This window comes from Halobacteriovorax sp. DA5 (assembly GCF_002903145.1).
GTDB lineage: Bacteria > Bdellovibrionota > Bacteriovoracia > Bacteriovoracales > Bacteriovoracaceae > Halobacteriovorax_A.
This window is the reverse complement of record NZ_PPDJ01000009.1, coordinates 48,587-73,324: the sequence shown is the minus strand read 5'-3', so window position 1 is coordinate 73,324 and position 24,738 is coordinate 48,587. Positions and strand designations below refer to the sequence as shown.

The 24,738-nt window shown below is 34.4% G+C and carries 27 protein-coding genes; 6 read left to right on the top strand and 21 right to left on the bottom strand.

Going from position 1 to position 24,738, the window contains the following annotated elements; all coding sequences use genetic code 11:
- Positions 1-20: 20 nt before the first annotated feature.
- Entirely contained in the window at positions 21-305 is a 285-nt protein-coding gene (locus tag C0Z22_RS12885; RefSeq protein WP_103218784.1) for a hypothetical protein, read from the bottom strand.
- Between the two features lie 175 nt (positions 306-480).
- Between C0Z22_RS12885 and C0Z22_RS12880 the strand changes: the two genes are divergently transcribed.
- Positions 481-2,073, top strand: coding sequence for a GMC oxidoreductase (locus C0Z22_RS12880; protein WP_103218783.1), 1,593 nt, complete (start codon positions 481-483; stop codon positions 2,071-2,073).
- A 25-nt stretch (positions 2,074-2,098) separates the two neighbouring features.
- Here the strand turns inward: C0Z22_RS12880 and C0Z22_RS12875 are convergent, their stop codons facing one another.
- On the bottom strand, positions 2,099-3,643 hold the full coding sequence (locus tag C0Z22_RS12875) for a carbon-nitrogen hydrolase family protein (RefSeq protein ID WP_103218782.1): 1,545 nt from the start codon (positions 3,641-3,643) through the stop codon (positions 2,099-2,101).
- Positions 3,644-3,767: 124 nt separating this feature from the next.
- Here C0Z22_RS12875 and C0Z22_RS12870 point away from each other — a divergent pair, with 124 nt between their 5' ends.
- Complete coding sequence (locus C0Z22_RS12870; RefSeq protein ID WP_103218781.1) at positions 3,768-4,370, top strand: radical SAM protein; 603 nt, start codon at positions 3,768-3,770, stop codon at positions 4,368-4,370.
- Here the strand turns inward: C0Z22_RS12870 and C0Z22_RS12865 are convergent.
- Both C0Z22_RS12865 and C0Z22_RS12860 read right to left on the bottom strand, forming a co-directional pair.
- Positions 4,367-5,557: a nucleotide sugar dehydrogenase gene (locus C0Z22_RS12865; RefSeq protein ID WP_103218780.1), complete on the bottom strand. Its 1,191-nt coding sequence runs from the start codon at positions 5,555-5,557 to the stop codon at positions 4,367-4,369. The genes C0Z22_RS12870 and C0Z22_RS12865 overlap by 4 nt on opposite strands.
- 4 nt (positions 5,558-5,561) lie before the next feature.
- Positions 5,562-7,115: a tail fiber domain-containing protein gene (locus C0Z22_RS12860; RefSeq protein ID WP_103218994.1), complete on the bottom strand. Its 1,554-nt coding sequence runs from the start codon at positions 7,113-7,115 to the stop codon at positions 5,562-5,564.
- 117 nt (positions 7,116-7,232) lie between these two features.
- Here C0Z22_RS12860 and C0Z22_RS12855 point away from each other — a divergent pair, with 117 nt between their 5' ends.
- Genes C0Z22_RS12855 through C0Z22_RS12840 form a run of 4 tightly spaced genes read left to right on the top strand, consistent with a single transcriptional unit; the run spans position 7,233 to position 10,314 of the window.
- Positions 7,233-8,192 carry an NAD(P)-dependent oxidoreductase gene (locus C0Z22_RS12855; protein ID WP_103218779.1) on the top strand — a complete coding sequence of 320 codons (960 nt, stop codon included), beginning with the start codon at positions 7,233-7,235 and terminating at the stop codon, positions 8,190-8,192.
- A gap of 19 nt (positions 8,193-8,211) precedes the next feature.
- Entirely contained in the window at positions 8,212-8,754 is a 543-nt protein-coding gene (locus C0Z22_RS12850; RefSeq protein WP_158246925.1) for a polysaccharide deacetylase family protein, read from the top strand.
- The gene (locus C0Z22_RS12845; protein ID WP_103218777.1) at positions 8,744-9,655 is read left to right on the top strand and encodes a radical SAM protein; all 912 of its coding nucleotides are present in this window, start codon (positions 8,744-8,746) and stop codon (positions 9,653-9,655) included. The genes C0Z22_RS12850 and C0Z22_RS12845 overlap by 11 nt, the downstream gene beginning before the upstream one ends.
- A complete protein-coding gene (locus tag C0Z22_RS12840; RefSeq protein ID WP_103218776.1) occupies positions 9,652-10,314 on the top strand; it encodes a PIG-L deacetylase family protein in 663 nt (220 codons plus the stop codon). Before C0Z22_RS12845 ends, C0Z22_RS12840 begins: the two co-directional genes overlap by 4 nt.
- On the opposite strand, the gene C0Z22_RS12835 is transcribed toward C0Z22_RS12840, so the two are convergent.
- The 17 genes from C0Z22_RS12835 to C0Z22_RS12755 all read right to left on the bottom strand — a co-directional run bounded on the left by C0Z22_RS12835 (position 10,307) and on the right by C0Z22_RS12755 (position 24,717).
- Positions 10,307-11,380, bottom strand: coding sequence for a DegT/DnrJ/EryC1/StrS aminotransferase family protein (locus tag C0Z22_RS12835; protein WP_103218775.1), 1,074 nt, complete (start codon positions 11,378-11,380; stop codon positions 10,307-10,309). The genes C0Z22_RS12840 and C0Z22_RS12835 overlap by 8 nt on opposite strands.
- Positions 11,380-12,057 (bottom strand): hypothetical protein, encoded by a 678-nt coding sequence (locus C0Z22_RS12830; RefSeq protein WP_103218774.1) that lies wholly within the window; start codon positions 12,055-12,057, stop codon positions 11,380-11,382. The genes C0Z22_RS12835 and C0Z22_RS12830 overlap by 1 nt, the downstream gene beginning before the upstream one ends.
- Entirely contained in the window at positions 12,058-12,897 is an 840-nt protein-coding gene (locus C0Z22_RS12825) for a hypothetical protein (protein ID WP_103218773.1), read from the bottom strand.
- 5 nt (positions 12,898-12,902) lie between these two features.
- The gene (locus tag C0Z22_RS12820; RefSeq protein WP_103218772.1) at positions 12,903-13,997 is read right to left on the bottom strand and encodes a hypothetical protein; all 1,095 of its coding nucleotides are present in this window, start codon (positions 13,995-13,997) and stop codon (positions 12,903-12,905) included.
- Positions 13,994-14,899: a radical SAM protein gene (locus C0Z22_RS12815; RefSeq protein ID WP_103218771.1), complete on the bottom strand. Its 906-nt coding sequence runs from the start codon at positions 14,897-14,899 to the stop codon at positions 13,994-13,996. The genes C0Z22_RS12820 and C0Z22_RS12815 overlap by 4 nt, the downstream gene beginning before the upstream one ends.
- On the bottom strand, positions 14,899-15,828 hold the full coding sequence (locus tag C0Z22_RS12810; protein WP_103218770.1) for a radical SAM protein: 930 nt from the start codon (positions 15,826-15,828) through the stop codon (positions 14,899-14,901). Before C0Z22_RS12810 ends, C0Z22_RS12815 begins: the two co-directional genes overlap by 1 nt.
- Positions 15,818-16,756 carry a radical SAM protein gene (locus C0Z22_RS12805; protein WP_103218769.1) on the bottom strand — a complete coding sequence of 313 codons (939 nt, stop codon included), beginning with the start codon at positions 16,754-16,756 and terminating at the stop codon, positions 15,818-15,820. The genes C0Z22_RS12810 and C0Z22_RS12805 overlap by 11 nt, the downstream gene beginning before the upstream one ends.
- Positions 16,756-17,697: a radical SAM protein gene (locus C0Z22_RS12800; RefSeq protein ID WP_103218768.1), complete on the bottom strand. Its 942-nt coding sequence runs from the start codon at positions 17,695-17,697 to the stop codon at positions 16,756-16,758. Before C0Z22_RS12800 ends, C0Z22_RS12805 begins: the two co-directional genes overlap by 1 nt.
- A 7-nt stretch (positions 17,698-17,704) precedes the next feature.
- Positions 17,705-18,736: a radical SAM protein gene (locus C0Z22_RS12795; RefSeq protein ID WP_158246924.1), complete on the bottom strand. Its 1,032-nt coding sequence runs from the start codon at positions 18,734-18,736 to the stop codon at positions 17,705-17,707.
- Positions 18,726-19,646: a hypothetical protein gene (locus tag C0Z22_RS12790; RefSeq protein WP_103218766.1), complete on the bottom strand. Its 921-nt coding sequence runs from the start codon at positions 19,644-19,646 to the stop codon at positions 18,726-18,728. The genes C0Z22_RS12795 and C0Z22_RS12790 overlap by 11 nt, the downstream gene beginning before the upstream one ends.
- A 1-nt stretch (position 19,647) precedes the next feature.
- Positions 19,648-20,337, bottom strand: coding sequence for a hypothetical protein (locus C0Z22_RS12785; RefSeq protein WP_103218765.1), 690 nt, complete (start codon positions 20,335-20,337; stop codon positions 19,648-19,650).
- A gap of 97 nt (positions 20,338-20,434) precedes the next feature.
- A complete protein-coding gene (locus tag C0Z22_RS12780; protein WP_103218764.1) occupies positions 20,435-21,043 on the bottom strand; it encodes a hypothetical protein in 609 nt (202 codons plus the stop codon).
- An 18-nt stretch (positions 21,044-21,061) separates the two neighbouring features.
- On the bottom strand, positions 21,062-21,625 hold the full coding sequence (locus C0Z22_RS12775) for a hypothetical protein (protein WP_103218763.1): 564 nt from the start codon (positions 21,623-21,625) through the stop codon (positions 21,062-21,064).
- Positions 21,615-22,835 carry a radical SAM protein gene (locus tag C0Z22_RS12770; protein ID WP_103218762.1) on the bottom strand — a complete coding sequence of 407 codons (1,221 nt, stop codon included), beginning with the start codon at positions 22,833-22,835 and terminating at the stop codon, positions 21,615-21,617. Before C0Z22_RS12770 ends, C0Z22_RS12775 begins: the two co-directional genes overlap by 11 nt.
- Positions 22,835-23,050: a hypothetical protein gene (locus tag C0Z22_RS12765; protein ID WP_103218761.1), complete on the bottom strand. Its 216-nt coding sequence runs from the start codon at positions 23,048-23,050 to the stop codon at positions 22,835-22,837. The genes C0Z22_RS12770 and C0Z22_RS12765 overlap by 1 nt, the downstream gene beginning before the upstream one ends.
- Positions 23,040-24,044: a radical SAM protein gene (locus C0Z22_RS12760; RefSeq protein WP_103218760.1), complete on the bottom strand. Its 1,005-nt coding sequence runs from the start codon at positions 24,042-24,044 to the stop codon at positions 23,040-23,042. The genes C0Z22_RS12765 and C0Z22_RS12760 overlap by 11 nt, the downstream gene beginning before the upstream one ends.
- Positions 24,045-24,057: 13 nt before the next feature.
- Positions 24,058-24,717, bottom strand: a complete 660-nt coding sequence (locus C0Z22_RS12755) for a hypothetical protein (RefSeq protein ID WP_103218759.1) — start codon at positions 24,715-24,717, stop codon at positions 24,058-24,060.
- Between the last annotated feature and the right edge of the window lie 21 nt (positions 24,718-24,738).

The following is a 24,738-nucleotide window of genomic DNA, read 5'->3' as shown; positions in this document are numbered from 1 at the left end:
ACGCGCCATAAAAACGATGATTAGCTACAAGTAGGATCGATATCCACGTCGCAAATTCCGCACATCTCTTTCTTATCAGCATACTGTGTGTTTTCACAGTAGCCAGCATAGTCACCGTGGTCTAAGTGATCTTGAACTGCGTTCTTATTGATTGTGATTTCCTTGGCCTTATCTGGATTTCCAGGAGGCACGTGACAGATAATAATCTTGTTACCTTGCTTTGGGCATCTAAGAAGTGGTCTTCCTTTGGCGAAGATAGAAGACGTTGCCATGGCCAATACTAAGAATGTGATTGTTACTTTCATAATTCCTCCAAAATCTCCTTTATTATAACATCAAATAAGGAAGCTCCTGCTTTTGTTAAACCATTAAAAATACGAGAATTTTCAAGATTACTCTAATCAATAATTAATATTCAAACACTCAACATATTGAAATCCTTATGTATAATTATGAGTGATCGAAAGTTTTGAGGGATATATGCCAAATACAAAAATCAGAGAAAGTTACGACTATATTATTATTGGATCAGGTTTCGGCGGTTCGGTTTCAGCACTAAGACTTGCTGAAAAAGGATACAGCGTCTTAGTCGTTGAAAAAGGGAAAGACTTCTCTGATACAACGAAGTTTCCAAAAACTAATTGGAATCTTCCAAGGTGGATGTGGCTTCCTCAGTTGAAGTTCTTTGGTATCCAGCAATTGACCTTCTTTAAGCATATTTCAGTTCTAAGTGGCGTTGGTGTCGGTGGCGGATCTCTTGTCTACGCAAATACACTTCCAAAGCCTAAGTCACAATTCTTTAATCACGGCCCTTGGAAGAATTTGAATAATTGGGAAGAAGAACTATCACCTTACTACGATCTTGCATGGAAGATGCTTGGAGCAGAAAAGACAAGACACTATGGTGATGCAGATCATACGATGCTTGAGCTTGCTAAAAATATTGGACGTGAAGAATATTTTGATGCAACAAAAGTCTCCGTCTATTTTGGAGAAGAAGGTAAAGAAGGTGTTGAAGTAGCAGATCCATACTTTAATGGGAAAGGCCCAAGCCGCTCTGGCTGTATCTCATGCGGTGCCTGCATGACAGGTTGTCGTCATAATGCAAAGAATACTCTTGATAAGAATTACCTCTATCTTGCACGACAACTTGGAGTTGATATTCTTGCTGAAAATAAAGCAGTAAAAGTTTCACCTCTCGATGGTGCTAATGGAAAGACAGGTTACGAAGTTGTTTTAAAAGAATCGACAAAGTACTTTGGAAAAACAAGAAACCTAAAGGCCAATGGGGTTATCTTTAGTGCAGGTGTTCTAGGAACTATTAACTTACTACTTGATTTAAAAAAGACATCGCTTCCTAAATTATCACCAGCTCTCGGTGATACTATCAGAACAAATAATGAAGCGCTTATTCTCAATACGACCTACAGGAAAGATATTGATATGACCAAGGGAGTTGCTATTGGTTCAATTATCGACATTGATGAGCACTCTCATCTTGAGCCAACTCGTTACGGCAAGGGATCGGGATTCTGGCGTGTGCTTATGGTTCCAATGATCTCAGAGCCTAATTTCTTTTTAAGAATGATTAAGCTTGCGATAGAGCCATTAAGAGATCCTATTAAGTGGTTTAAAGTTTTAACAGTAAAAGATTTCGCAAAACAAACAAATATCCATCTATTTATGCAGCACCTTGATAGTACTCTAAAATTCACAAAGGGTATTTTTGGAATGAAGTCAGTTCTCTCAAAAGGAGAGGCCCCTACTGCGTTTATTAAAACAGCACATCAAATGGCCAAAGAGTACTGTAAAATCATTGATGGAAAGCCAATGGTTATGTTTACTGAAACCTTAACAGGGATTCCTTCGACGGCACATATTCTGGGAGGAGCATGTATGGGAGAAAGTGAAAAAGAAGGTGTTATCGACAAAGACAATAAAGTATTCAATTACGAAAATATGTATGTCTTTGACGGATCAATGATCTCAGCGAATCCTGGAGTTAATCCTTCATTATCGATTACTGCAATTACTGAATATGGAATGAGTAAAATACCAGCTAAGAGCAATTAAGATACTGGTGGCCACTTAAGGCCACCTACTTCCCATGCCAAACGACAGAATATAAATCATGTCTGCGATCTTTTAAATTTTTCACAGCTCCATTTTGTCTTGCTTCTAAAAGTGTATCAATTCTTAAGTCTGCAATTGCGACCATCTCAACATTTGGCGTTGTATCTGCAGCAATTCCATCTTTTGCAAAAGGAAAGTCACATGGAGTTAGAATACAACTTTGAGCGTATTGGATATCGACATTGTTTACACGAGGAAGGTTTCCAACATTTCCGGCCATGGCCACATAGATTTGATTTTCAATGGCACGGGCCTGACAACAAAACTTCACACGACAATAGGCTTGGCGGTTATCAGTTAAGAATGGAACAAAGAGAATGTTTATCCCTTGATTGGCGAGGTGTCTTGTGAGCTCTGGAAACTCACTATCGTAACAGATTAAAACACCAATCGGGCCACAGTCAGTATCAATAACCTTAACCTCATCTCCCCCTTCAATATTCCACCAATATTGTTCATCAGGCGTTGGGTGGATTTTTGCTTGTTCGTGAATCTGTCCATCACGAAGGCAAATATAGCTAATATTATGGACACGATCCCCAACTTTTGTTGGATGAGAACCAGCGATAATATTGACGTTATACTTTACAGCGAGGCGCTGAAAGAGCGCTTTTACATCTTCTGTGTAAGCAGTCATATGCTCAATTGCAACATTGGCCTCAACTTCTTCATTTTTGATTGAAAGCAGCTGCATCGTAAACAATTCTGGAAATAGAACGAAGTCAGCACGATAGTCTGCCGTTACATCAACATAGTATTCAACAAGATCTTCAAACTCCTTGAAGCTAGAAATACCTCGTTGTTGATACTGAACACTAACGACTCGAACTGAATTTTGCTGAACAGGGCGATCTTTCTTACTCTCTTGCGCTTGATATTCAGGGTTCTCCCAAATCAAGTGAACTCCATATCCCATCGACTCTTTATCAGTAGGAAGATATTTTTCAAGAACACCTAAAACTTCAAAACCATTTCGAAGTTGGAAGCCAAGAGTTGTATCTCTAATTTTTTTCTCTTTTACTTTTTCAATATAATCTACAACACTTTCAACTTGTTTGATACGTCGATGTAAACTTGGAATACGACCGACAAATACGATACCTTTTAATCGCTCATACTTAACAAGTCTTTTTCTAGCATTATATAATCTTTGACCTATTCGATGACCACGAATAGATGGGTCGACACAAGTTTCATAACCATAGAGATAATCACCATCTTCATCATGAGTCGAACCATATCCCCTTCCTGTAATACTGGCCCATGTGTGTTTTTTAAATACTGTTTTTTCAGGAAGTAGAATACTTGCCGAGTAACCAACAATTTTACCATTTAGTGTAGCAACAAAGTTTCCTTCTGGATAATTTGTAATCTGACCGCGAATCATTCCCTTTGTATAATCATCAGGAAACCCAGTATAAGAACGGGCCACTAAATCATGAATTCCATCAATATCTTTTAAATTAGAAAGCCTTACTTCAAGCTTCACATCTTTTGCTTTTATCGTCATTTCATCATCCTTGATAAATCTATTTTATCAATAAAATCGCTGCTTTCAAGGCTCACTTAAGTATTTAAAATCTTTAGAGAAAATAAAGCTTTTTTACAATTTTGGACCATGTTACAATTAACATATGACAGCAAAGCGTGATGAATTCACTATCATTACTACATTCAACTGCAATTGGGATTGTACTTACTGCATTATTGATACTCATGAGCGCAATAAAAAGAATCCAATTAGCAAGGAGATGCTGCTCGACAAAGTTTACTCTGTTACAGAAGGTGCACAAGTAAGCTTAAGCGGGGGTGAGCCAGGCCTTATCGATCCCAAAACAATGGAAAAGGTTTTTGATCATTTAGTAAAACTAAATTGTACTATTGATGTTTTTACAAATGGTCTTTTTATCAAAAGATACGGTGATAAGTATTTAAAACATATTGATGAAGTCCTTTATCACTGTGTTGAGTATCTAGATCACGAAATCGAATTTCCTGACTTAGATGAAGAACAAGTCACCTACGTAATTATTGTAACAAATGATAATCATCATCAAGTTGATGACTTCCTTGATCGCTATCCTCATATTTCATTCAAACTGGCCTGTAACTCGAAACATGGCCAAACCCTGAACCGTGGTGATGCCTTTAAGCTATTTATGAGAAATAAGCATAGAATTAGCGAAGATAGTTTTGAAACTCTCTTCCGCTATCACTGTGATTGTAACCTTATCTAATAATAGACCTTGATCGAACTACTTAACTCGTCTCTTAGAACTTGAGCAAAGTCTAAAATAGCACCGTTTTGATTAACAAGATTTAACCAGTCATTCGCAGTCATTTCGACAAATTCATTATGAGCAACGAGTGTTAGAACAAAATCAAAGCCGCTGTTTTTATCTTTTTCATGATCAAGATAAGGATCATAAGCTTCGACAACTCGATCACTTATATTCTTGAGTTCTTCATAGACTTGCATCGCTCTAGAATCTCTAAAGTCATTACAATTCTTTTTATACGTAAGACCTAGTACGAGAATTTTATCATTATTCTTAGTTAAGGAAATAACCCTACTTACAATAGACTCAACCATGGAATCATTTATACGACGTGAGTGAAGTATTATAGAATCTGAAGAGTTATCTAGGAACTTAGAAAGGTAGTGCGGATCAACACTAATACAGTGTCCACCGACAAGGCCCTTATTAACATTTGGGAAATTCCACTTTGTTCGTGCAAGCCTTAGGGCCTCATTGAAATCGATACCTTTGCTTATTGCACCAAGATAGAATTCATTCATCATGGCGATATTGATATCTCTAGACGTATTTTCTAGAAGCTTAGCAAATTCACTTGCAATGATGTCATAGCTTCTCTCAACTTGCTTAAATATCTTATTATAAATTCCAACAAGTTCTTCAAGCTTCTCACTAGACTCACAGGCTACAACCTTAACAATGTCTTCAAACGCTACAGTATTATCACTGGGACTAATTCTTTCAGGAGAAAAAGCAAAGTTCACATCATCCCTACCAAGATACTCTTTAAGCGCGTTTGTAGTACCAGGTACGACAGTTGATTCGATAACTATCGTATCTCCAGGGTTCAGGTAATCTCTAAGACCCTCTATGGCCTTAATAACAAGATCCTGGTTTGGTTGTTGATTAGAGTCTATAGGAGTTGGAACCGTAATTAGATAGAAATCAACGTCCTTTAAAGCAGATACATCAGAGCTGAAATCACAGCCACATTCAAGAATGTCATTTTTAGAGAATTGATTAGACGGATCGACACCTTCCTTTAGAAGGTTGATCTTTTCTTCATCAATATCATAGGCAATTGTTTCAAAGAATTGTGGGAATCTAACAGCTAAGTTGATTCCCACATATCCGACACCGATAATGGCGATTTTTGTCTTATTCATTTTTTTATTCTAAAGGTGCTATAGGAATAGAGCAAACCTCTTCATACTTATGTGCATCTTCACCATTACAAAGAGCATTCATTAGTAGATTTACTCTAAACTTGAGTTCATCGTTTTCACGCTTAAGCTCTTTAATGGCGGCAGTGTTTACTGCTGGCATTTTTGTATATTGTACATTCAGTAAACCAGTTTCAGGATCTCTCTCAACAACTTCAGGAAATACCTTTTCTAAATCTTGTGCGATATAACCAATATCTTTTCTTCCAGTATCCTTCCACACAAATGAAACACCTTTTACTCTTTCAAGTTTATCTAGTACCCCATCTAATACTGCTACATCATCTTTAACACTTTCGTCTGAAAGGAAGTTAATGTACGAACCGTCATATAAATTAATAACTCTAGTAGTGGTAATTGTCGAACTTGGATCACCTATATTCAAATTACCATATAAATTCAAATGCGCTACTTCTTGTGATTTACCAATTGTCACACTTGGTCCATATGGATTTAAATGTAAGCTTCCAGTAGATGTACCATTTGACACCTGAATCTCATTTTCATCAAAGGCCATAAAAGTTGAACCTGCTCCCATAACTTTAAGAGGCGCATTCGCAGGTGCTGTTGTTCCATTACTAATCTCTGAAGATCCTGCACCACCACCTACTTGGACACGGCCAAATGGGTTTAATTCAAGTGGACCACCATTCGTTTGTATAGAACTATCATCAACAGATAAGTATCGACTTGCACTTCCTAGTTTTACTCGTAAAGGAGCATTGGCGGCACCAGCATCACCAATTGCAGCAGAATCACTACTACCAATAGTTACAGCATTAGTAATTGAAGTATCTGGCGTAGTTTTAAGAGTTGTTAGCTTTACGTCTTTACAACCACCATCGACTCCATCAATTGTTCCACCTAGATTTCGACAAGCACTATCAAGGAACTCATCCGCTGTACTATAACAAGACTGTATTTGTCCTGCAGCATTTACAACGACCATCATGCTGATTCGCTTTGTAATATCGATACTACCAACAGAACTCTTCTTAATAACATCATCACTTGTTCCAACTGTTCCCTTTCTAAATGTGATGAGTAGTTGTGCTTCTAACTTTGTAAAAGGGACTGCTCCAACTGTATAATTTTGAAGAGAACCATAAGTACCTGTCTTAGGATCAAAGTATCTTCTTACCTGCATTGAATTAACGTTTACAGTATCTGGACCTGCACCTAATTCCTTACCTATTGTATAGATATTATCGTCATTTGCATCTTTAATCGCTGGTACATCTTGAGTAGTTGAATAATTAGGAGCATTACCGATATCTATTCCTTGTAACGTATTCTTACAGGCATCTCCATTAGATAAAATCCCCGTAATTCTTTGTGTTTCTTGCTGAACATTAAAGACTTGAGATGCACGCTTAGAAGTTCTGTTAATATTACTCATCATATTAACAACCGCAAGCGATAGTACACCGATAAGACCGGCCGCAACCATTACTTCAGCGAGAGTAAAACCAAATTGATTTGAGTTATTTTTCTTCTTCATTGAGACACCCCAGAAACATGCAATATGCTATAATTATAAGTGTAATTAAAATTTGATGCATTATTATTAACTAAATAATTTTACCAATAGATAAAATTACTGCAAGTGGCTGAATTTATGACCAGACGTAAAATGATAGTAAGTGGTGGCCTTGGCTTCCTTGGTAGCGAAATCGCCAAGAATTTCTTTCAAGAATTCGACATCACGATAATCGACAATTTATCGACAAACGTCCTTACAATAGACGATTTAGCACGTATATGTGGTGAAATCTCGTACAAAAATATGGACTTGGCCAATATGTCTGAAGAGGATAAAATCTGGCTTAATACTGAACTAAAAGACACCACAATTTTTTGTCACTTTGCTGCCGCTGTAGGAGTAAAAAAAATTGATCAATCACCCAGAGATGCAATCATTAATGAGAACAAGATAAATCACGATCTACTACAACTTTTGGCCAAATTCAAAACAAGGTTGATCTTTGCATCAAGTTCTGAGGTTTACGGTAACCAAGAGGATTGTAAAGAAGAGCAAAGTCTACAAATAGGCTCTCCCGATACACTTAGATGGGGATATGCCTGCAACAAGCTTATGACAGAGTTCTTAATCAAGAGTCACGAAATTCCACATATTATTTTAAGACTATTTAATGTAACAGGACCAGGACAATCACCTGAGTATGGCATGGTTATTCCTAAAATGGTTAGGGATGCTAAAAGAGATGGAAGAATACAAATATTTGGAGACGGAAAACAAACGAGGGCGTTTTGCCACGTTAAGGACCTTATCAGCGCAATGAAATATCTTATCAACGAAGATCGATTTGATAATCAGACAATTAATATTGGAAATGATAAAAATCGAGTCACGATCGAAGAATTAGCAACTCAAATCAAGCTAACATTAGATAAAAGTATAAAAATAGAAAAGATACCTTTTAACCATGAGTATAGTAAGAATTCAAAAGATATTTTGAAGAGATCTCCAAATATTGAAAAACTAAAAAGCTTCTATACTCCTAAAGTTACACTTCAAGAAATAATTAAAGACATAGTGCAAGGTTGTGATGAATAAATTGGATAAACCTATATTAATGATTCATGAAGTATATGAATGGATGCTTAACTTGGATCTTTCAGAATATATCATTACATTTGATGATGGTCTTTATTCTCAGTACAAATACTTAGAGCATTTCTTAAAATTTGACACACCAAAAATCTTTTTTATTTCTACAAATATAATTTCTCCAGAAGACGAAATTCAAAATAAAGAGACAATTCCATGTGCAAGGGCCCATGAGCTTTTCTTTAAGAATAAAGTAACAAATAATTATATGAAATGGAGCCAAATTAAAGAAATAGCAAATACAGTAAATTGCTATATAGGTGGCCACTCTCATAAACATAAAGATCTAAGAAAAAATATAACTTTAAAAGAACTACATAATCACTTAAAAAATGATACCGACACGATGATAAGTGAATTTGAGAAGAAAGGAATCCAAATCAAAGACTTTTGTTTTCCATATAATTACGAAGCGCCATTATATAAAGAAGTCTTAAAACAAAAAGGTATTACTAATATATACGGAAGCGGACGAATCGCAATTGAGGAACTCAAAAATGCAATATAACAATCAAGACATTATTGCTATTGGAGAAGGATCCCCTCTAAACATTAATTGGGAGATGGTATCTCATTGCCAATTTGATTGTAGTTATTGCTATTACAGACCTTTTACAAGTGACACTAATTATACAACATTAAGTAAAATCGTTTTAAAGAAACTCAAGGCAATAGAAGAAGACTTCATCATTAATTTAATTGGTGGTGAACCCACACTACACCCAAATTTCCTAGAAATAATTGAAGAATTAGTTAAGATTGAAAAATTAAGAGAAATTAGAATAGTTACAAATTTTGTAAAACCTGAGAATTTTTGGTCTAAAATACCTAAGAATAACAAAATCAAAATCACTGCAAGTTTTCACCCTGAATACCCAAACAAAGATTTTGTAAAAAAAGCGGATATTCTATCTGGCCAGTATAAAATTGATATTGCCTTTCTATTCACTAATAAAATAGATGAGTATAATCAATATAAGAATATATTTGATGATTTATACAGACTAGCTTCAGATAAAAAATTAACTTTAAATTGCATAAGACTACACAATGAGACACAACAACAAGTTTCCTATGAAGCATATCAAGAAGTAATCGAATCCTTTATAAAAGAATGTGAAGCCAAGATAACTCTACTAGAAAATAAAGAAACAACCTTAATAAAATTAAAAAACTCGATTCATCACCTTTCTAAATCAGATTTTTTAAATCATGGTTATAACAGACTTAAAGGTTGGAGGTGTGACATTAGGGCATTTATCATTCATTATGATGCTCAAGTATCCTATGCTTGTAAAAACACGAAAAAACACATTCTAACCTGTGACTTTAAAACGACAGCAATCACATGCCCTTTTGAAGTCTGCCAGTGTGATGATTATTGGAGTTTTGAAAAGGTAGCGCCATGAAAAACAAAGTATTAGTAGTAGTTGCCCATGCAGATGATGAAGTACTAGGTTGTGGAGCAACAATTAATAAACATATTAATTGTGGTGATGAAGTATTCATACTAGTTCTAACGGACAGTACTTCTGCACAAGGGAAAGATGTAGAAAACCGTCATCAAGAATTCCTAAAGGCCATGAATATCCTAGGAGTAGAAAGCTTTAAGAAGTTAGATTTTAAAGACAATCGCCTAGATGGCCATGAGCTCATCGACATAATACAGAAGATAGAATCTGTTAAAAAAGAATTTTGTCCCAATATTGTCTACACACACTCATCTAATGATTTGAATATTGATCATCAAATCACTAATAAAGCAGTATTAACTGCTTTTAGAGCACTACCAGAGAATTTAACCACCCATATTTTTTCTTTTGATATACCTTCAAGTATTGAATTTCAATCTTCGCAATATCAACAAACAAGAAAAAACTATTTTAATTCAATAGATAGTGAGGACTTGAAAATAAAGATTAAGGCCATGTGCGCTTACGAAAGTGAATTGCATGCCTTCCCTCATCCTCGTTCGATTGAAAATTTAGAAATTCTCGCAAAAACAGAAGGCACAAAGTGCGGGAAATTATTAGCTGAGTCCTTCTACATCGAGCGTATTATTAATTAGAATAAAATTTAGCTATAAGCTCCACGATGTAACTTATTTCATTATCTTCGAGAGTTTCGTAAAAAGGTAAACTTAAAGATGTAGAGTAATAGCTTTCAGCACCTGAAAACACTAACTCATCTTTTTTCCAATATGAATGTAAATGAAGAGGTTTAAAGTGAATAGATGTTTGGACTCCATTATCAGCCATATGAATTTGAAGCTCTTTTCTATTTTTAGCATGTATAACAAAAAGAGAGGAAATAATATTTTCACTATGATCTAAACAAGAGATTTGTGGAATATCCTTAAGAAGATTCTGATATCGAACAACTCTTGATTGTCGACGTTTTATTTTTTCATCAAGAGCATATATCTGATCTTTCAAAATAACTGCACTAAGATCAGTCATATTTGCTTTTCGGCCAAGACATTCAATATCATATTCTATCGGAGAAATACGCTTAATTCCATGCAAGCGAACCTTACGTAAATCTTCTAATTTACTTTCATCAGATAGAACAAAACCACCTCCATCAGGAGATGATAGTATTTTATTAGGATAGAAACTAAAGAATGCTGCATCAACAAAATGATCGAAACAATCTTTATAAATAAGTTGAGCTAAATCTTCAATAATATCAAATCCATAGCTTTGTTTTAATTCTTTAAGCTTCTCTCTGTCATAAAGATGCCCACCAATTGATACGGGAATAACACAATCAACTTTATGAGAATTTAATATCAATTTTAGAGACGCTATATCAATCATTCCTGTTTTTACATCTACATCACAGAAAATAACCTTATGCCCTAATCTACGAGGTACTTCTGCAGTAGCTGCGAATGTATTCACTGGAACAACGATATTGACCTTTGAATCAGGATAAAATGTATCTATTAAAATTTCAAAGGCTGAAGTAGCGCTACTTGTACAAGTAAAATTGGGAAAATTAAATGTTTCAGCTAATATATTCTCAACCTCGCTAACTTCACGTCCACCAGTCCAGTGACCTGATTCAATCACCCTTTTAATTTCCATTGGTAATGAGCTACTAGAATATGGACGAAAAAGAGGTATTTTCATTATTTATATAGAATTTTCTCTTGGGCTTCATACACAGGGTACTCTCGCGACAAGATATCCTTTAAGTCGTAGAATGGATTGAGATTTTTTTCAAAATAAAATATTGTATTTATATTATAATCGCAGATATACATAAAAATTGGTCGACGTTTTTGAATTTCAACATATTTTAGATCGACAATTTTAATTTCACCGCTGTCTAAATGCTTATACACTTTAGAATAGAGTTGATTATAGAAAGGGAAAAGCACATTTCGATCACTTCCCCATAAATTTCTTGTTAAGGTTACAACTGTTTCACAATCGCTTTTTTTAAGATCATCCATCTTGAACCAACCATCTTCTTCGCGATAATATTCAAAAACAAGAAAACTCTCAGATTCTTCTAGAAGCGTAGGTAGAATTGTTTTTTTATTCATTACTTTACGATATTTATTCAAGAGATCATCAAAAGTAAAATTCAGTTTACGATCGATATCTGGAGCATCAGTAACAAGATACTTAAGCGCCGGCTTAAAAACATATTTACGATTACCTACAGGTATAAAATAAAAGCTTTTACTCTTACCAAATCCTGTACCGACTGGTACATCGATATCAAATTCCTCTTTTAGCTTTTTTTGAGCTGCATAAAGAAATTCAATCTTTTTTTCTCGCATGATATGTTCAATATCCATTTAGATTTCCTTCATCCTTTTGAAGTAGGCAATACGCTCTCTAACTTTATCATACTTTGAGCTAGGATAAAGATGCTCATGCCAAAAGTAGATATTCTTCAATTTTTCTTTAGGGAAAGTAGAAATAGAAGCATATCCTTCACCTACTTGATAATACTGAATTGGAAAAACATCTAGTCGGCCTTCATTATAAGCCTTCTCTATTACATATTCTTCCAAGAAGTACTTCTCTACATTTTGACAATTTTTTTGCCAACGTTCATCACCATTAGTTTCATAAAGCTTCATAAGCTCTTCAAAGAAAAATTTATAAAATCCACTTTCGCGGCGAGAAATGATAAATCCAGTATCGAGAGGATTATCCCAATCTTCTCCGATAAAACGTTGGTCTTTCTTAGAAATATCATCGTACTGCCCTACAACAATCTTATTTTCATTGTAAACGACATCAAATAAATTTTGATCAATTGGTTTAATTAAATTCATATCGAGATCAATATGAATTAGAATATCTTCCTCTAATTCCTGTTCAAGAAGCATTCCACAAAAAGGAACATTCACAAAACCTGATTCAAAATGCTTTGTTTCTTCGTGATACTTTTCTATATAGGTAACATCTAGTTCCTTGAATTTCTCTTTAGTCTTTTGCGAAACAGTATTGTGAGTTGGGCAATAAGTATATATTGGAATATCCTTCAATTCACCAGCGTTAGTTCGCCAATTCTCAAAACAAAGAATCGCCTCATCTTCATAATGTCTTTGATTTTCAAAAGTAATCCCCTTCTCATCGTTAGTACTTTGGCCATTACTTTCAATCATTGTTATAAGTGCAATCTTCATATGTACTACTTTGTATAATCGATATATTCATCGTCTCTATTTATATCCAGGGTAGAGCAATGTATACCACCACCAAATATTTCACAATTCTCTAATCTAACAGGATGAGGTTTAAAACCATGCTTATCTAAAAGTTCAATGACATTTACAGCACTTTCACTTACTAAAACATTTTCTTCATCAACACTTACTATATTGATATCCATCCCACGTGTACTTGCAAGTTGAATATCGATATCCGTTTTACCGGATTCAATAACTGGCTCTGCCTTATAGTCATCAGGAAATAAACAATCCCAATTTTTAAATTTATCAGGCAAGAAATCTTTTATATTTCGATACTTAGGATTTACTAAAAATGTACCAGGCTTAAGGCAAACGAGAACACCATCAATATGATTATCCGCTACATTAACAATATGGAAATCACTCTCGGGAAAAAATGACTTCACCCACTCAAGTCCTAGATAGTGATTATAAGAATTAACATTCACAATGACATCTTTCCCAATACGTAGAAATTGTGCTCCATCAATGGCCATTGTATATTTAGAACGATCAAAATTTTCATAATCTCTTACTGAATCCCAAGGACTTAAATCCATAGTTTCTTCAATTAACTTATTGTGTGGTGAGCGAATCCATTTTCCACCGCGTCCCCCATCAAATAATCCGTTGTACACATTATACAAAAGGGTATTTTCAAAAAATCTATTTCTTACATAAGTTGGAGTTTCAATAATATAGTCACGATATACCAAAGATACATCACGTACATTACTGGCACTTGAAAGCTCTGTTTTATAATCAGGCGTTTTAATTGTTACGACCTGCCCCAATCGCTCAGGACGATATACTTCAATACCAAGTCTCTCAAAAGTGTTTGCCAAATCATCGAGCTGTTTGTTTCGTTTTAATAAAAGATCATGATTCACATAGTATTCTTGACCTGCATGTTCTAGCCTGTCATATACTGCATGTGTTAAATTTTCTCCGTAGAAGTGCTGGAAAGTAAAATCAGCGATACGCTTACTAATCTCAAGTTCTCGTCCAACAATTATAGAGTTTAACTTACCAAATGAGGTATTACTTTTAATCACGAAATATCCTTAATACTTTCTAAATCATCATATTCAAAATCATTCATATAAAAATCACAATTGAGTTTACACTGCGTGGTATTTCCTAGAGCTTGATAGCAGTTACAAAATTCTTTTGAAAATTTTATAAAATCAGAAAAAAACTCAAAAGTACTCTCATATGAATAGATATTTACTGGCTTTACTTCTGTACTTGCATAAATAAAAGAAACGCACGGATAACAACTTCCATCAGAGTTGATATAAATTCTTTTAAACCAGGGCACAACAGGCTTTGAATACTTCTTATCATAAAGAAAATCCATATTCCCTTTAACACTTCTCTTTCTTGGAGGCTTAATTTTTCTCGTAACTAATGTAGTATCTCTAAATAATAAATCCAGGCCAAATTTTTTATTTATTAATTCCGCAGTTTCAATTGCATATTCTTCGTTAAGTTCATGCCTAGAAAAAATTGGTTCAATATTTAAAAAGTTTTTTGTTTGTTCAATATTACTTAAAACTTTAGTAAATCTACTTCCACAACGTGTTAGTTCATGTATCTCTTGTCTTGGTCCGTCAATGGCAACCTGAAAGACCATGTTTTTATATTTTTTTAGTTTATCCACATCGAGACTGAGTAGGTTTTCCCCATTAGTTGCAATAAGGATATCTTGTGAGAAATTTTCCCCCAATGAAATGAGGATATTATTAATATCACTATGCTCTAATGGTTCACCATCATTACCACAGACAAAAACTTCTTTAGGGTTAAATTTTTTGATTATAGGCAGGACTTTTGAAAAATCGAGCTCTCTTCTATTTTTATGACCAGGATTAAGGCTTGGACAACCCTGGCACTGTAAATTACAGCTATTATTTAAACTAAGTTCTATGAATTCAACAAACTTATTATATTGCATTATAGAATCTCAAGCTCCCACATATCCATTAGTCGCTTGCAGTTCTTTTCACAAATTTGACAACATTCATATTCAAAATTCTGTATCTTTTTATAATCAAGATCCCACTTTTCTAAGCGACTTTCTTCAAGCCATACATAACATGGAAAGACTGTACCATGCTGATCAATATGAATACTTTTATTGTGAAATGAGCGACAATCGATATCATAATCTTTACTACCACTAACTTTCTCGCCCCATTTCTTCTTGGCCGAGTTTATAATGACATCATACTTTCTCTTAAGTTCAGGCGTAATGAGCATTTTATCGAGATTAAAAGGGTTCTTATATACCTCTGTTTCTCGGCGATACAGTGTTTGCGTCAAATTGATATTACTAAACTCATTTAAAAGTTCATCCATACTTCCATTTTCAAGATCTTCAGCATTGTAATCGAATAAGATATGTTGGATATAATCAATTCCATAGGGATTTGTTTCACGAAAGGCCTTCGCATTGGCCCTAATATTAGCAAGACTAGTATTAACTCGATAGATTTCGTGAAGCTCTTGTGTTGAACCACAAACTGTAAAGTAGACACTATCATCAGGACCTAATATCGTACCTAACTCGGCCCACCATTCAGGATTGTGAGTGTCACCATTTGTACATATTTCAATTGTGATATCTCTTTTTCTTAAATAACGACAAAGATCAAAAATAGAGCGATATAATGTTGGTTCAGAGAAAGCACCTACCAAATGTACATACTTTGCATTTGGAAACTGATCTAATTGATTAGTAATCTCATTCAAGTGTCTCTCATTATATTTAACTTCAATATGCTTATAGTTACGTGCACACAAAGGACACTTTGCATTACAAGTACCAGTGAGATCAATTTCAATTCTCTCACTACGAATAAGGGCATCATTACTAGCAGACAAAGTCTAACTCCATTACATCAATTAATTTTTGAATTCTTCTTTCACATTTAAAACAGTCTTTAAATTTAAAGCTTAATACTTCACCATAATCAAATACTTCTCCAGAAAAATGTCCTGGTCCCTCGTATTCAGCATGGCCATAACAAGGTGATATTTGTCCAAATTGATCAATATAAATTTTACGATCTCTAAGACTCATGCATTTTATTTCAATATCCTCACTCTCACCTGGTGATGGTTTTATATTAAATAAAGCATCAATCGCTCTTTTTCTTTCATCTTCAGGACGTATTAAATCCTTATCAAAGGATTTTACATACTCATTAAATGTTCGCTGTCCTTCAGTGTCGACATTGAAAGTTTTACTAAAGCGGGCAATTATGTTCTTCATCGCCTCACTTTCATAATCTTCACGATTATATTTGAACATAATATGCTGTATATGATCGATCCCTTCTTTATTTGTCGAAATAAATCCTTGATGGTTATCCAAGATATCTTGAAGCTTACTACCTACACGATATTTTTCGTGTAGCTCTTGTGTTGAGCCACAAATAGTAAAATATATGCGATCATTAGATGAAAGTATCTCTCCTAGTTCGGCCCACCATTCAGGATTATGAGTACTACCATTTGTAAATAGTTCGATAGCAACACCACGTTCGACTAGGTATCGACAAATATCTTTAACTTCAGGATGAAGTGTTGGCTCAGATATATTTCCGGCCATGTAAAAAACTTCGAGATTTGTGAAGGTATCTAATTGTTCTTTTATTTGCTCATAACTTCGTACATTACGTTTTAATAAATGACCCGCATGTGCGTAATTTCTTGTACACAGAGGACAGCGTAGATTACAAGTACCCGTTAGATCCATTTCAAGCTCTAGGATTTCACTACGATGTAATGTCGTCTGTTTACAGCTCATTACCCCATCCTCTCTAGACCTATATCTTCTAGCATTTTTGTCGTCATGGCTTCACACTCATAGCAGAAGTCATATTTAAATTGATTAATTTTTGAATAATCTAAATTAAATTTCTCACCAACATTATAGATACGATAGAGAAAGCATGGAAAGATTTCACCCCATTGATCAATGGCCACAAATTTTTCTTCAAGACTTTTACAACGCATCTGACATTTAATTTCACCAGATTTATTTCGTTCGTAACGTCTCTTAGCATGACGAGAAATTAGGTTATAACTTTTTGCCAAATCTGCAGTTAATGCAATGTCATTATTTTCATCTTTAATAAAACCAAATCTTTCATTGTATGGAAGAGTATTAATATTATACTCACGACTAAAGCGAGAGCGAATCTCTTTCATCGCATCACTCTCAAAATCTTTAGCATTATATTCAAACATGATATGCTGTAGATAATCGATATCGTATTTACATCCTTCTTTAAAAGCTGCATGATTGTCTAACACTTGTTGAAGATTAGAACGAACACGATATTTTTCATGTAGTTCTTGAGTTGATCCACAAATTGTAAAGAATACGTGATCTCTAGGACTCATCATCGAACCAAGCTTTCGCCACCAATCTGTCGTATGTAGAGAAGCATTCGAATAAAGCTCGACTTCAATTTCACGACCAATTAAATATTCCATTATCGTGAAGAATTCTTTATGGAGTGTTGGCTCAGAAATCATTCCGGCCATACAGCACATCTTAATATTTGGGTATTCATCAAGTTGAGCAATAATCTCACTTGCTGGTCTTTCATTATATTTAACTAAATGCTTAGCATTTGAATAACTTCGTGAACAAAGTGGACAGTCGAGATTACATGTTCCTGTCAACTCGAGTTCTATTTCAAGAATATCTTCTTTTGCTAATGAATTTGGTAATTTTTCCATAACTTACCTACTTATAGTCACACTCTGGATAATGGCCACGACGATAATGTTGTACATCATCAATTTTATCACCATCAACAGGATAGACCTTTTGTACATTTGAAATTTTCTTTTCTACGCCATCACATATAAAGAAGTACATACAATTAAAACACTCCTTACCTTTTGTGTACGTGTGCTTTCTCTTTTGAGCGGCAACTTCGAAATATTCTTTTGTATCGAGTACCTTCTCTTCAATTTTCTCCACATCGTAAGCATAAATATTCCAGTCATTACGATCATAAATATGCTGATAAACACCAACGACATATTTCTCATACCCCTGCATAAAACAAAATGGGATATAGCGGACATTAATTTGAATACTATTGTTGAGACTATCAATGGCCTTTTTAATATATTTACTTAGATGTTCATAACTTTGTGACTCAAGTCGATCAGCATCTTCCCAATAATTAAGAGGAAGGAAGTTTAATTGATAAGGCATGATCTTATTGATTAATTCGACATATTCATTGAGTAGTTCTGCATTCTTATCAGTTACAGTACAGTTTATACGAACCCTAATGCCTATTTCTTGGCAATTTGAAATGGCCTTTAGCATTTTTCGAAAGGCACCCTTTCTTCCAACAATTGAATCATGATTCTCTTCATTAACTCCGTGAAGACTAAAAAGTAATTCCGTTAACCCATGTTCTTGCGATTTTTTACAGAATTCTAAGTTTGCAAACTTCGCACCATTTGTCAGAGCAGAAATATTTGTAAAACCTGCTTCCTTGCAATAGTCGAGAATAGCAAACCAATCACGGTGGACTGAACTTTCTCCACCACTAAGATCAATTTCTCGCATTCCACAGTTATAGATCTTTTGTGCTCTTTTTTTAATAGTTTCTAATGGAGTCACTTTATCGAGATCATCAAGGTAATAGCAGAAGTAACATTCATAATTACAGAATGTACCTGTGTCGAGCTTCGCTCTTTTATTGAATTTATCATTTATTAGCTTCAATCCTGAGTGGCTAAAAATATTATAATCCAATATGTTCTCCCAAGATTTCTAGTATGGGATCTCCCTCTTTTAAGAATATCGATTCAAAGTCATTGTCGATATCCCACTTTCTCCAGTAGAGGCCTTTATCTTCATCCCAGTAGTCTATATTATAATACACAACCTCTTTTTCAAAAAATTTACATTCCGCAATCATTCGAGGACTACAATCAAACTTACGAGGAACGGGTGTATAGATATATCTATCAAACTTTTCAAATAAGTCAGGTACTGGCATCTCTGGAAAAACAAAGCGATCAGAGAGCCCATCTAGACGCTCTACAGGTCGGTTTTCCCTATTGGTTAAGCACATGAATTTTCCATCATATTGATTTAAAAGGTCTAGATACATCTGATCAGGGATATTTCGACAATTTTTTGTGCCATACAACAAGTTACAACGATTTGATTTTGCAGGCTTTTTAAGACGATCAAAATTGATACGTTTTTTGTAATCAATAGCATTCTTACAATCACGATAAATACGGGCATCTTGTAAGATATAAACATTATCTTTATCGTTATCTTGAAGTTCTTTATCACCGCAGGCAAAGTGAAAGATCTTCTGTGCAAGAATATGTTTTCCCATAAGTGATTTAGCACCACCATCAGTAAAGAGAATATTATTAGCGTGTACTAAATTAGGACGATTAACAAATATTGTATCTTTTTCAAGTTGCAACAGCTCTTCATTTGAAATGATGTATTTACCAACAACAGAATCTCTAAATGTAGGCCAATCAATATCTTCACAAAGAAGAATTCCAACTCGCATATAATCTTTCAAAAAAAGATAGTAATCAATAACCTCGTATGTATGTCCACATAGGCCATGATTATTTGCACTCCAGCTATATGTTAACCAGAGATCATAATTTTCTTTATCTAATCTAAGAATCATATTAATCCAAAAAGTCTTGAATTAACTTATCTTCATCCGTTAAGTGATAAGCTTCAAATCCATTTAATAAGATATCATTATATCGCATATTTACGGAGTCTTGAATAACACTCTTAAAGATTTCGACCTTCTTCTTATAATAAAGGCTTTCGGGAACAAGACGATTATTTGTATCAACTTTACCAGATTGGTAATACAACATTGTATCAAATTTCTCGTGTAAATTTTCGTGATGCTTATTAGCGATTTTATAAATTAGTTTTCGATCCCTGTAGAGCTCAGGTATCACAACATTCGTATAGTCTAGAGATGGCGTATTAACAAAGACATAGTTATCAACTGTATTAAGATCTTTATAATTTCCAAATGAGAATTTTAAAAGTTCTTGCTCATCAAAATTTTGATATTCATAGAATCCGTAATACTTGACCTTTTTCATCCCATAACGTCGCATTTCATGGCCTTCATTTGAAAAAACCACCAGGTCACATGGAATTGTTTCTCCAAGAAGTTTAAGCGTATGAATATCAAGAATCATACAACGCTTAGGCTTTAATTTAAAAATATCATAAACACTATTAGTAACGAGAAAGTCAGAAATATATTCATCCGGAAAATGGTATCTTTCTTTGAAAACACTAATCCAGTTGATTCTTTCTTCTTGGGTGCAGTTATAGAGGACAAATTTCACATCACTGCTTCGAGCTCTTGAGAATAAGAAATACTCGAAGCAGTAAAATAATGTTCCATTTACTTTACGGTGATCTTTTTGCGAATAGAGAATAATTCTAGAAGAATGTTGAATAATAATCCTCTAAGAATTTATTTGTAAGCTCATCGATTTTATCAGTACACTCTTCTTCGTTAACGATTTTTCTAAAGTGATCAAATTTCTTATTAAGAGCACTGATTCTTTCAATCTGATCGCGCATATTCAGGTAATCTTCTAATTTTTGAATAAGTTCTTCATTACCTGTTTCTAAGATTTCTAAATATTTTGACTCGCGGTTTTCAGCAGTAATAAAGTAGCCCTTATCGCAAAGCTCATTATTTAAACACATATAGCTATAAAAAGTATAACCACTTACAGAAGCAAGATCCTGCGTTACGACCATACGGGCCTTTTTAATTGCGGACTCTCTTGCAAAATTATAATCGTTAGCATCACCTTCGATAATTTTGATTTCATGAGGCATTACTTCATTAAATTCAATTGGCTTTGCAATTCTTACTTCATAGCCTTCTTCTAAGGCCCTTTTGATAAGAGAAGCAGATACTGCTGAAAGATTTAATAACTTCTCATGTCTTTCAATAGGATCAAGGGTATGAGGATAAACATTCGTTACATACCAGTGTGATCCACGATCCTCTACAGAAGCTACATCATATAACATCATAATTAATTCCTTTTAAATCTAATAGTGACATCCACAATTATTGTGACATGAACATACAGCATTACAATTACAATCAGAGTTACAAATACAATCTGCTCTAATTGTATTATAGTAATTCAATAATTCTTGTACATGTGATCTAACAACTTTTTGTCCATACTTATTCCATGTTCTCGCTCCCGATGAACCACCAGCAGTAGGATCATCCGCGGTACGAGGTCTATTATCGGCCGGAGAAACACCTGTTGGTGCTGGCGTATAACTTACAGTTGAATCATTATTAGGAGAAAGGTCATTAATCTCGTTATTCATTGATGCTGATGCGGCATTTGTAATTCTAACACCAACACCAAGTGACGCCGAAGGAGTTCCTGGATTATAAAAAGGGTGTACACGATATCGTGCTAACTCCGCAGCTATATTATTTCTTAAGTTAGTTATATGACTACTTAAAACTTTATTACCCGTCGCAACTCCAGTACTTAGGGTTACACCTCTATTTGACGTACAAACACCTCGGTGCCCTGAACAAGTAGCTGTTCCTGTATTGTGAAAGGTACAGTGTCCACCACTACATGCCATTTGTGACCTCCTTTTCAATATACTCTTCTGTAGTCATTACACCAACAGAGTATATATGCTTCTGTACAGCTCGATCAATCTCACCAAAAGTTTTAAAGAAACCACATAATTCGTTAACCCAATTATCAGTCCATTTTTCAAAAAAGTCTGTTTTTTCACTCTTCTCGTGACTTGCCACAGGACAAATCATACAAGTAGTTGCAACACAATCCTGACAATCTTTGTGAATCTTCTTAAGTGGTTCTTCAAATTTTTGCGTATATGCACTTATTTTTTCAACAAATGCATCATCATTGATATCGCTATAAGCTAACTCTTCTTTATGTTTTGAATAAATCGCTCCGTGACAAGCATAGAGATTTCCACGTTGATCAATAGCGGCCATATTATAACCTGCAGAACAATGCTTGCGGTTATCTTCACCACCAAACCAAGAACATAGGTAGCGACCATTTTCTTTATAGAACTCGATTTCTCTTTTTGCTATTTTTAAAAACTCTGCCCTAAAAACCTTGATGGCATCTTTTTTCTCATCAAGAGAAAATTTTGTAATATAGTCAATCGTTGGAGAATAACTAATATTAATATCTTTTGATACCTTCCAAAGAAGCTTTTGAATGTCATGATAATCTTCCCAACATGAATAAAGATTCTCCATACTATCAATAGGAAGAGTTGCCTTCATACTTACATTAATCCCAAGATTAGCAAGCTCATAAAGGTTATTAATAACATGATTACTCGAAGGCTTTTTATTCTTCATTAAACGATAGCTGTCATTAACGGCACGGCCATCATAGGAAACCTGTACATGAAGTTTGCTTGTATCTACATTTTCAATAATCTTTCTCATATTGTGAATATTGAAAGCATTAGTATAAAGGTGAAAGTCAACATTATCGTGGTCACGATAATTGTTCATCAACTCAATAATGAAATTAGGGTTAAGAGTTGGCTCTCCACCCCAAAGAGATATGTTTAAACCATCATATTTTTCTTGGAACCAATTTTTATCCGCAAGGATACTATCAATTCTTTTAAAGATAACAGGAAGCTCATTATCAAGACGAGCCTTATCGACTTTTTCACCTTCGAAACAATAAGTACAATTTAAGTCACAAAGTGCCGACGTTGTAATTTCTAAAGTAAAGAAATTCTTTGCATATCTTTTTTTAGCTTTTGCTGGATTTTCAAAATTATAAGCGACCATTATTCTATCTCCACGTTAAGGATTTCATCTAGAATTCCGTCCAACTTTTCATCTGATACTTTCTCAACTTCTGGCTTTATCATTGAAAGAATTTCATCTGCTTCGAGCATTAGCCTTTCACCATATTCTGGTGAAATTGGCATCAAATGTTTACCCGCTTCAAATAAATGTTCAGCCGCCAAAAACATACTGCGATTTAGAGCTTTAAGATTCATACACTTCTCTTTTCAAGATTCTAGTAAAATATTCATTAGACCTAATTTCAGAAATCATGCGTTGTATTTCCTTATAAAAATGGCGATACATTATGCAAATATTTTCAATAGGTCCTTCGTTCTTAATGTTCTCATATAAACAACCTTTTCTACAGAATTTTTTTACACTACAGCTCTCACAAGCGGCCATATTCTTATATTCTGGGATTTTTAAATAAAGGTCGTCATCTTTGAAGCGATTACAGGCAATTAGCTTATCTTCTGAAAAAGATAAATGAGTGTCTCCTGCTCCGCAATAATCAATCGTTATATCTTTGGCCGTATAGCGAAGAATGTGTCTTAAGTAAGTGAGAATTATTTGTGGCATCTCGACATCATCAACATTTTCAATATACCAATCAACAAGCTCACTAAATCCTTTGTTTACATCATTTGCACTCTCATAGGTCCAAACATCAACATCTCTAATGAGAGTAAGATCAGGATTTAGATTTAAAACTTTTTTGATAAAGAGATGATTCTCAAGAAGATTACTATTTCCTGCATAAATCATGGTGTGACAGCTTAAATCATTAAGTTGTTTAATAAGCGGAAGCTTCTTTTCATATAAGTAACTTGTTGCGCGATTATCATGCTGTTTACGATTGATATCTTGCCATAGTCCATCATATGAAAGAGAAACTCGAATGTTATTTTCATTTAAAAAATCGACTTTCTCTTGATCTAATAGCAGACCGTTCGTTGGCATATAGAATTGAATATTATCTTCATTTTTTAATTCTTCAGTTACTCGAACAATCTTATCCCAATGAAGAAGAGGTTCGCCACCGTAGAAATCAACCTGAATTAACTCATCAGGATTTTCAGCGCGAACCTTCTTATATGATTCAAAAAATAAATCTGTATTGATTGATTTCTTGGAAAGCTTATCAACATTGCAGTAACTACAACTTAAGTTACAAGCTTCCGAAAAAGCAATTGATAAGACTATCATAGTAGACCTTTTATTACTTAACTTTTACCCAATGACGGCCATCAACTTGAATCTCAATATTACCATCACCGAATGTATCTTTGTGTTCTTTTTTCTTATAAATAGCAACTAATCTTTCAGGATAATCACGTTTCTCTTCAAGAGACATTTCCGTTAAGTTTCCATTTTCATCATTTGTTAATGGTGTTCCACACGGGTACTCATCGTCAACATAAGCAAGAACCCAACCACCAATGGCTATAGGGACTTCAAGACCTGCATTACCTTTTCCAACACCAAAACCAAAAGTATCTGACGCAATACCAATAACACTTAATTGGCATCTTTCAGAGCATATACGTGCACCTTCAATAGTATCGTAATAACACTTTCCAGGGATTAATTCATCATTAAGAAGCTGATAATCTGCAACATCATTCCAAACAGCATTCCATACTCTGGCACCTCTTACATCACCTGTTGCTGTAATAGAGCCACCATTTGTGATATTTCCACCTGCATTAATATTTGAACCTACACTTAAGTTACGAGCAGCACGAATATCCAATCTTGCAACTAGGTGATTATAAGCAACAAAACTTCCACCTGAATAGTAAAGGTCAGGTCCTGTTACACTAGCTGTCGAAAATGTCGCCGTATTAAAATTTGTTAACGTACCATTTCTTAAAGTCATAACCGTATCCTCTAATAAATA

What these genes read in the sequence shown, in the direction of transcription:
- C0Z22_RS12885 (WP_103218784.1), bottom strand. Translation starts at nt 305, where the DNA reads ATGAAAGTAACAATCACATTCTTAGTATTGGCCATGGCAACGTCTTCT.
- C0Z22_RS12880 (WP_103218783.1), top strand. Translation starts at nt 481, where the DNA reads ATGCCAAATACAAAAATCAGAGAAAGTTACGACTATATTATTATTGGA.
- C0Z22_RS12875 (WP_103218782.1), bottom strand. Translation starts at nt 3,643, where the DNA reads ATGACGATAAAAGCAAAAGATGTGAAGCTTGAAGTAAGGCTTTCTAAT.
- C0Z22_RS12870 (WP_103218781.1), top strand. Translation starts at nt 3,768, where the DNA reads ATGACAGCAAAGCGTGATGAATTCACTATCATTACTACATTCAACTGC.
- C0Z22_RS12865 (WP_103218780.1), bottom strand. Translation starts at nt 5,557, where the DNA reads ATGAATAAGACAAAAATCGCCATTATCGGTGTCGGATATGTGGGAATC.
- C0Z22_RS12860 (WP_103218994.1), bottom strand. Translation starts at nt 7,115, where the DNA reads ATGAAGAAGAAAAATAACTCAAATCAATTTGGTTTTACTCTCGCTGAA.
- C0Z22_RS12855 (WP_103218779.1), top strand. Translation starts at nt 7,233, where the DNA reads ATGACCAGACGTAAAATGATAGTAAGTGGTGGCCTTGGCTTCCTTGGT.
- C0Z22_RS12850 (WP_158246925.1), top strand. Translation starts at nt 8,212, where the DNA reads ATGATTCATGAAGTATATGAATGGATGCTTAACTTGGATCTTTCAGAA.
- C0Z22_RS12845 (WP_103218777.1), top strand. Translation starts at nt 8,744, where the DNA reads ATGCAATATAACAATCAAGACATTATTGCTATTGGAGAAGGATCCCCT.
- C0Z22_RS12840 (WP_103218776.1), top strand. Translation starts at nt 9,652, where the DNA reads ATGAAAAACAAAGTATTAGTAGTAGTTGCCCATGCAGATGATGAAGTA.
- C0Z22_RS12835 (WP_103218775.1), bottom strand. Translation starts at nt 11,380, where the DNA reads ATGAAAATACCTCTTTTTCGTCCATATTCTAGTAGCTCATTACCAATG.
- C0Z22_RS12830 (WP_103218774.1), bottom strand. Translation starts at nt 12,057, where the DNA reads ATGGATATTGAACATATCATGCGAGAAAAAAAGATTGAATTTCTTTAT.
- C0Z22_RS12825 (WP_103218773.1), bottom strand. Translation starts at nt 12,897, where the DNA reads ATGAAGATTGCACTTATAACAATGATTGAAAGTAATGGCCAAAGTACT.
- C0Z22_RS12815 (WP_103218771.1), bottom strand. Translation starts at nt 14,899, where the DNA reads ATGCAATATAATAAGTTTGTTGAATTCATAGAACTTAGTTTAAATAAT.
- C0Z22_RS12805 (WP_103218769.1), bottom strand. Translation starts at nt 16,756, where the DNA reads ATGAGCTGTAAACAGACGACATTACATCGTAGTGAAATCCTAGAGCTT.
- C0Z22_RS12800 (WP_103218768.1), bottom strand. Translation starts at nt 17,697, where the DNA reads ATGGAAAAATTACCAAATTCATTAGCAAAAGAAGATATTCTTGAAATA.
- C0Z22_RS12790 (WP_103218766.1), bottom strand. Translation starts at nt 19,646, where the DNA reads ATGATTCTTAGATTAGATAAAGAAAATTATGATCTCTGGTTAACATAT.
- C0Z22_RS12780 (WP_103218764.1), bottom strand. Translation starts at nt 21,043, where the DNA reads ATGATGTTATATGATGTAGCTTCTGTAGAGGATCGTGGATCACACTGG.
- C0Z22_RS12775 (WP_103218763.1), bottom strand. Translation starts at nt 21,625, where the DNA reads ATGGCATGTAGTGGTGGACACTGTACCTTTCACAATACAGGAACAGCT.
- C0Z22_RS12770 (WP_103218762.1), bottom strand. Translation starts at nt 22,835, where the DNA reads ATGGTCGCTTATAATTTTGAAAATCCAGCAAAAGCTAAAAAAAGATAT.
- C0Z22_RS12765 (WP_103218761.1), bottom strand. Translation starts at nt 23,050, where the DNA reads ATGAATCTTAAAGCTCTAAATCGCAGTATGTTTTTGGCGGCTGAACAT.
- C0Z22_RS12760 (WP_103218760.1), bottom strand. Translation starts at nt 24,044, where the DNA reads ATGATAGTCTTATCAATTGCTTTTTCGGAAGCTTGTAACTTAAGTTGT.
- C0Z22_RS12755 (WP_103218759.1), bottom strand. Translation starts at nt 24,717, where the DNA reads ATGACTTTAAGAAATGGTACGTTAACAAATTTTAATACGGCGACATTT.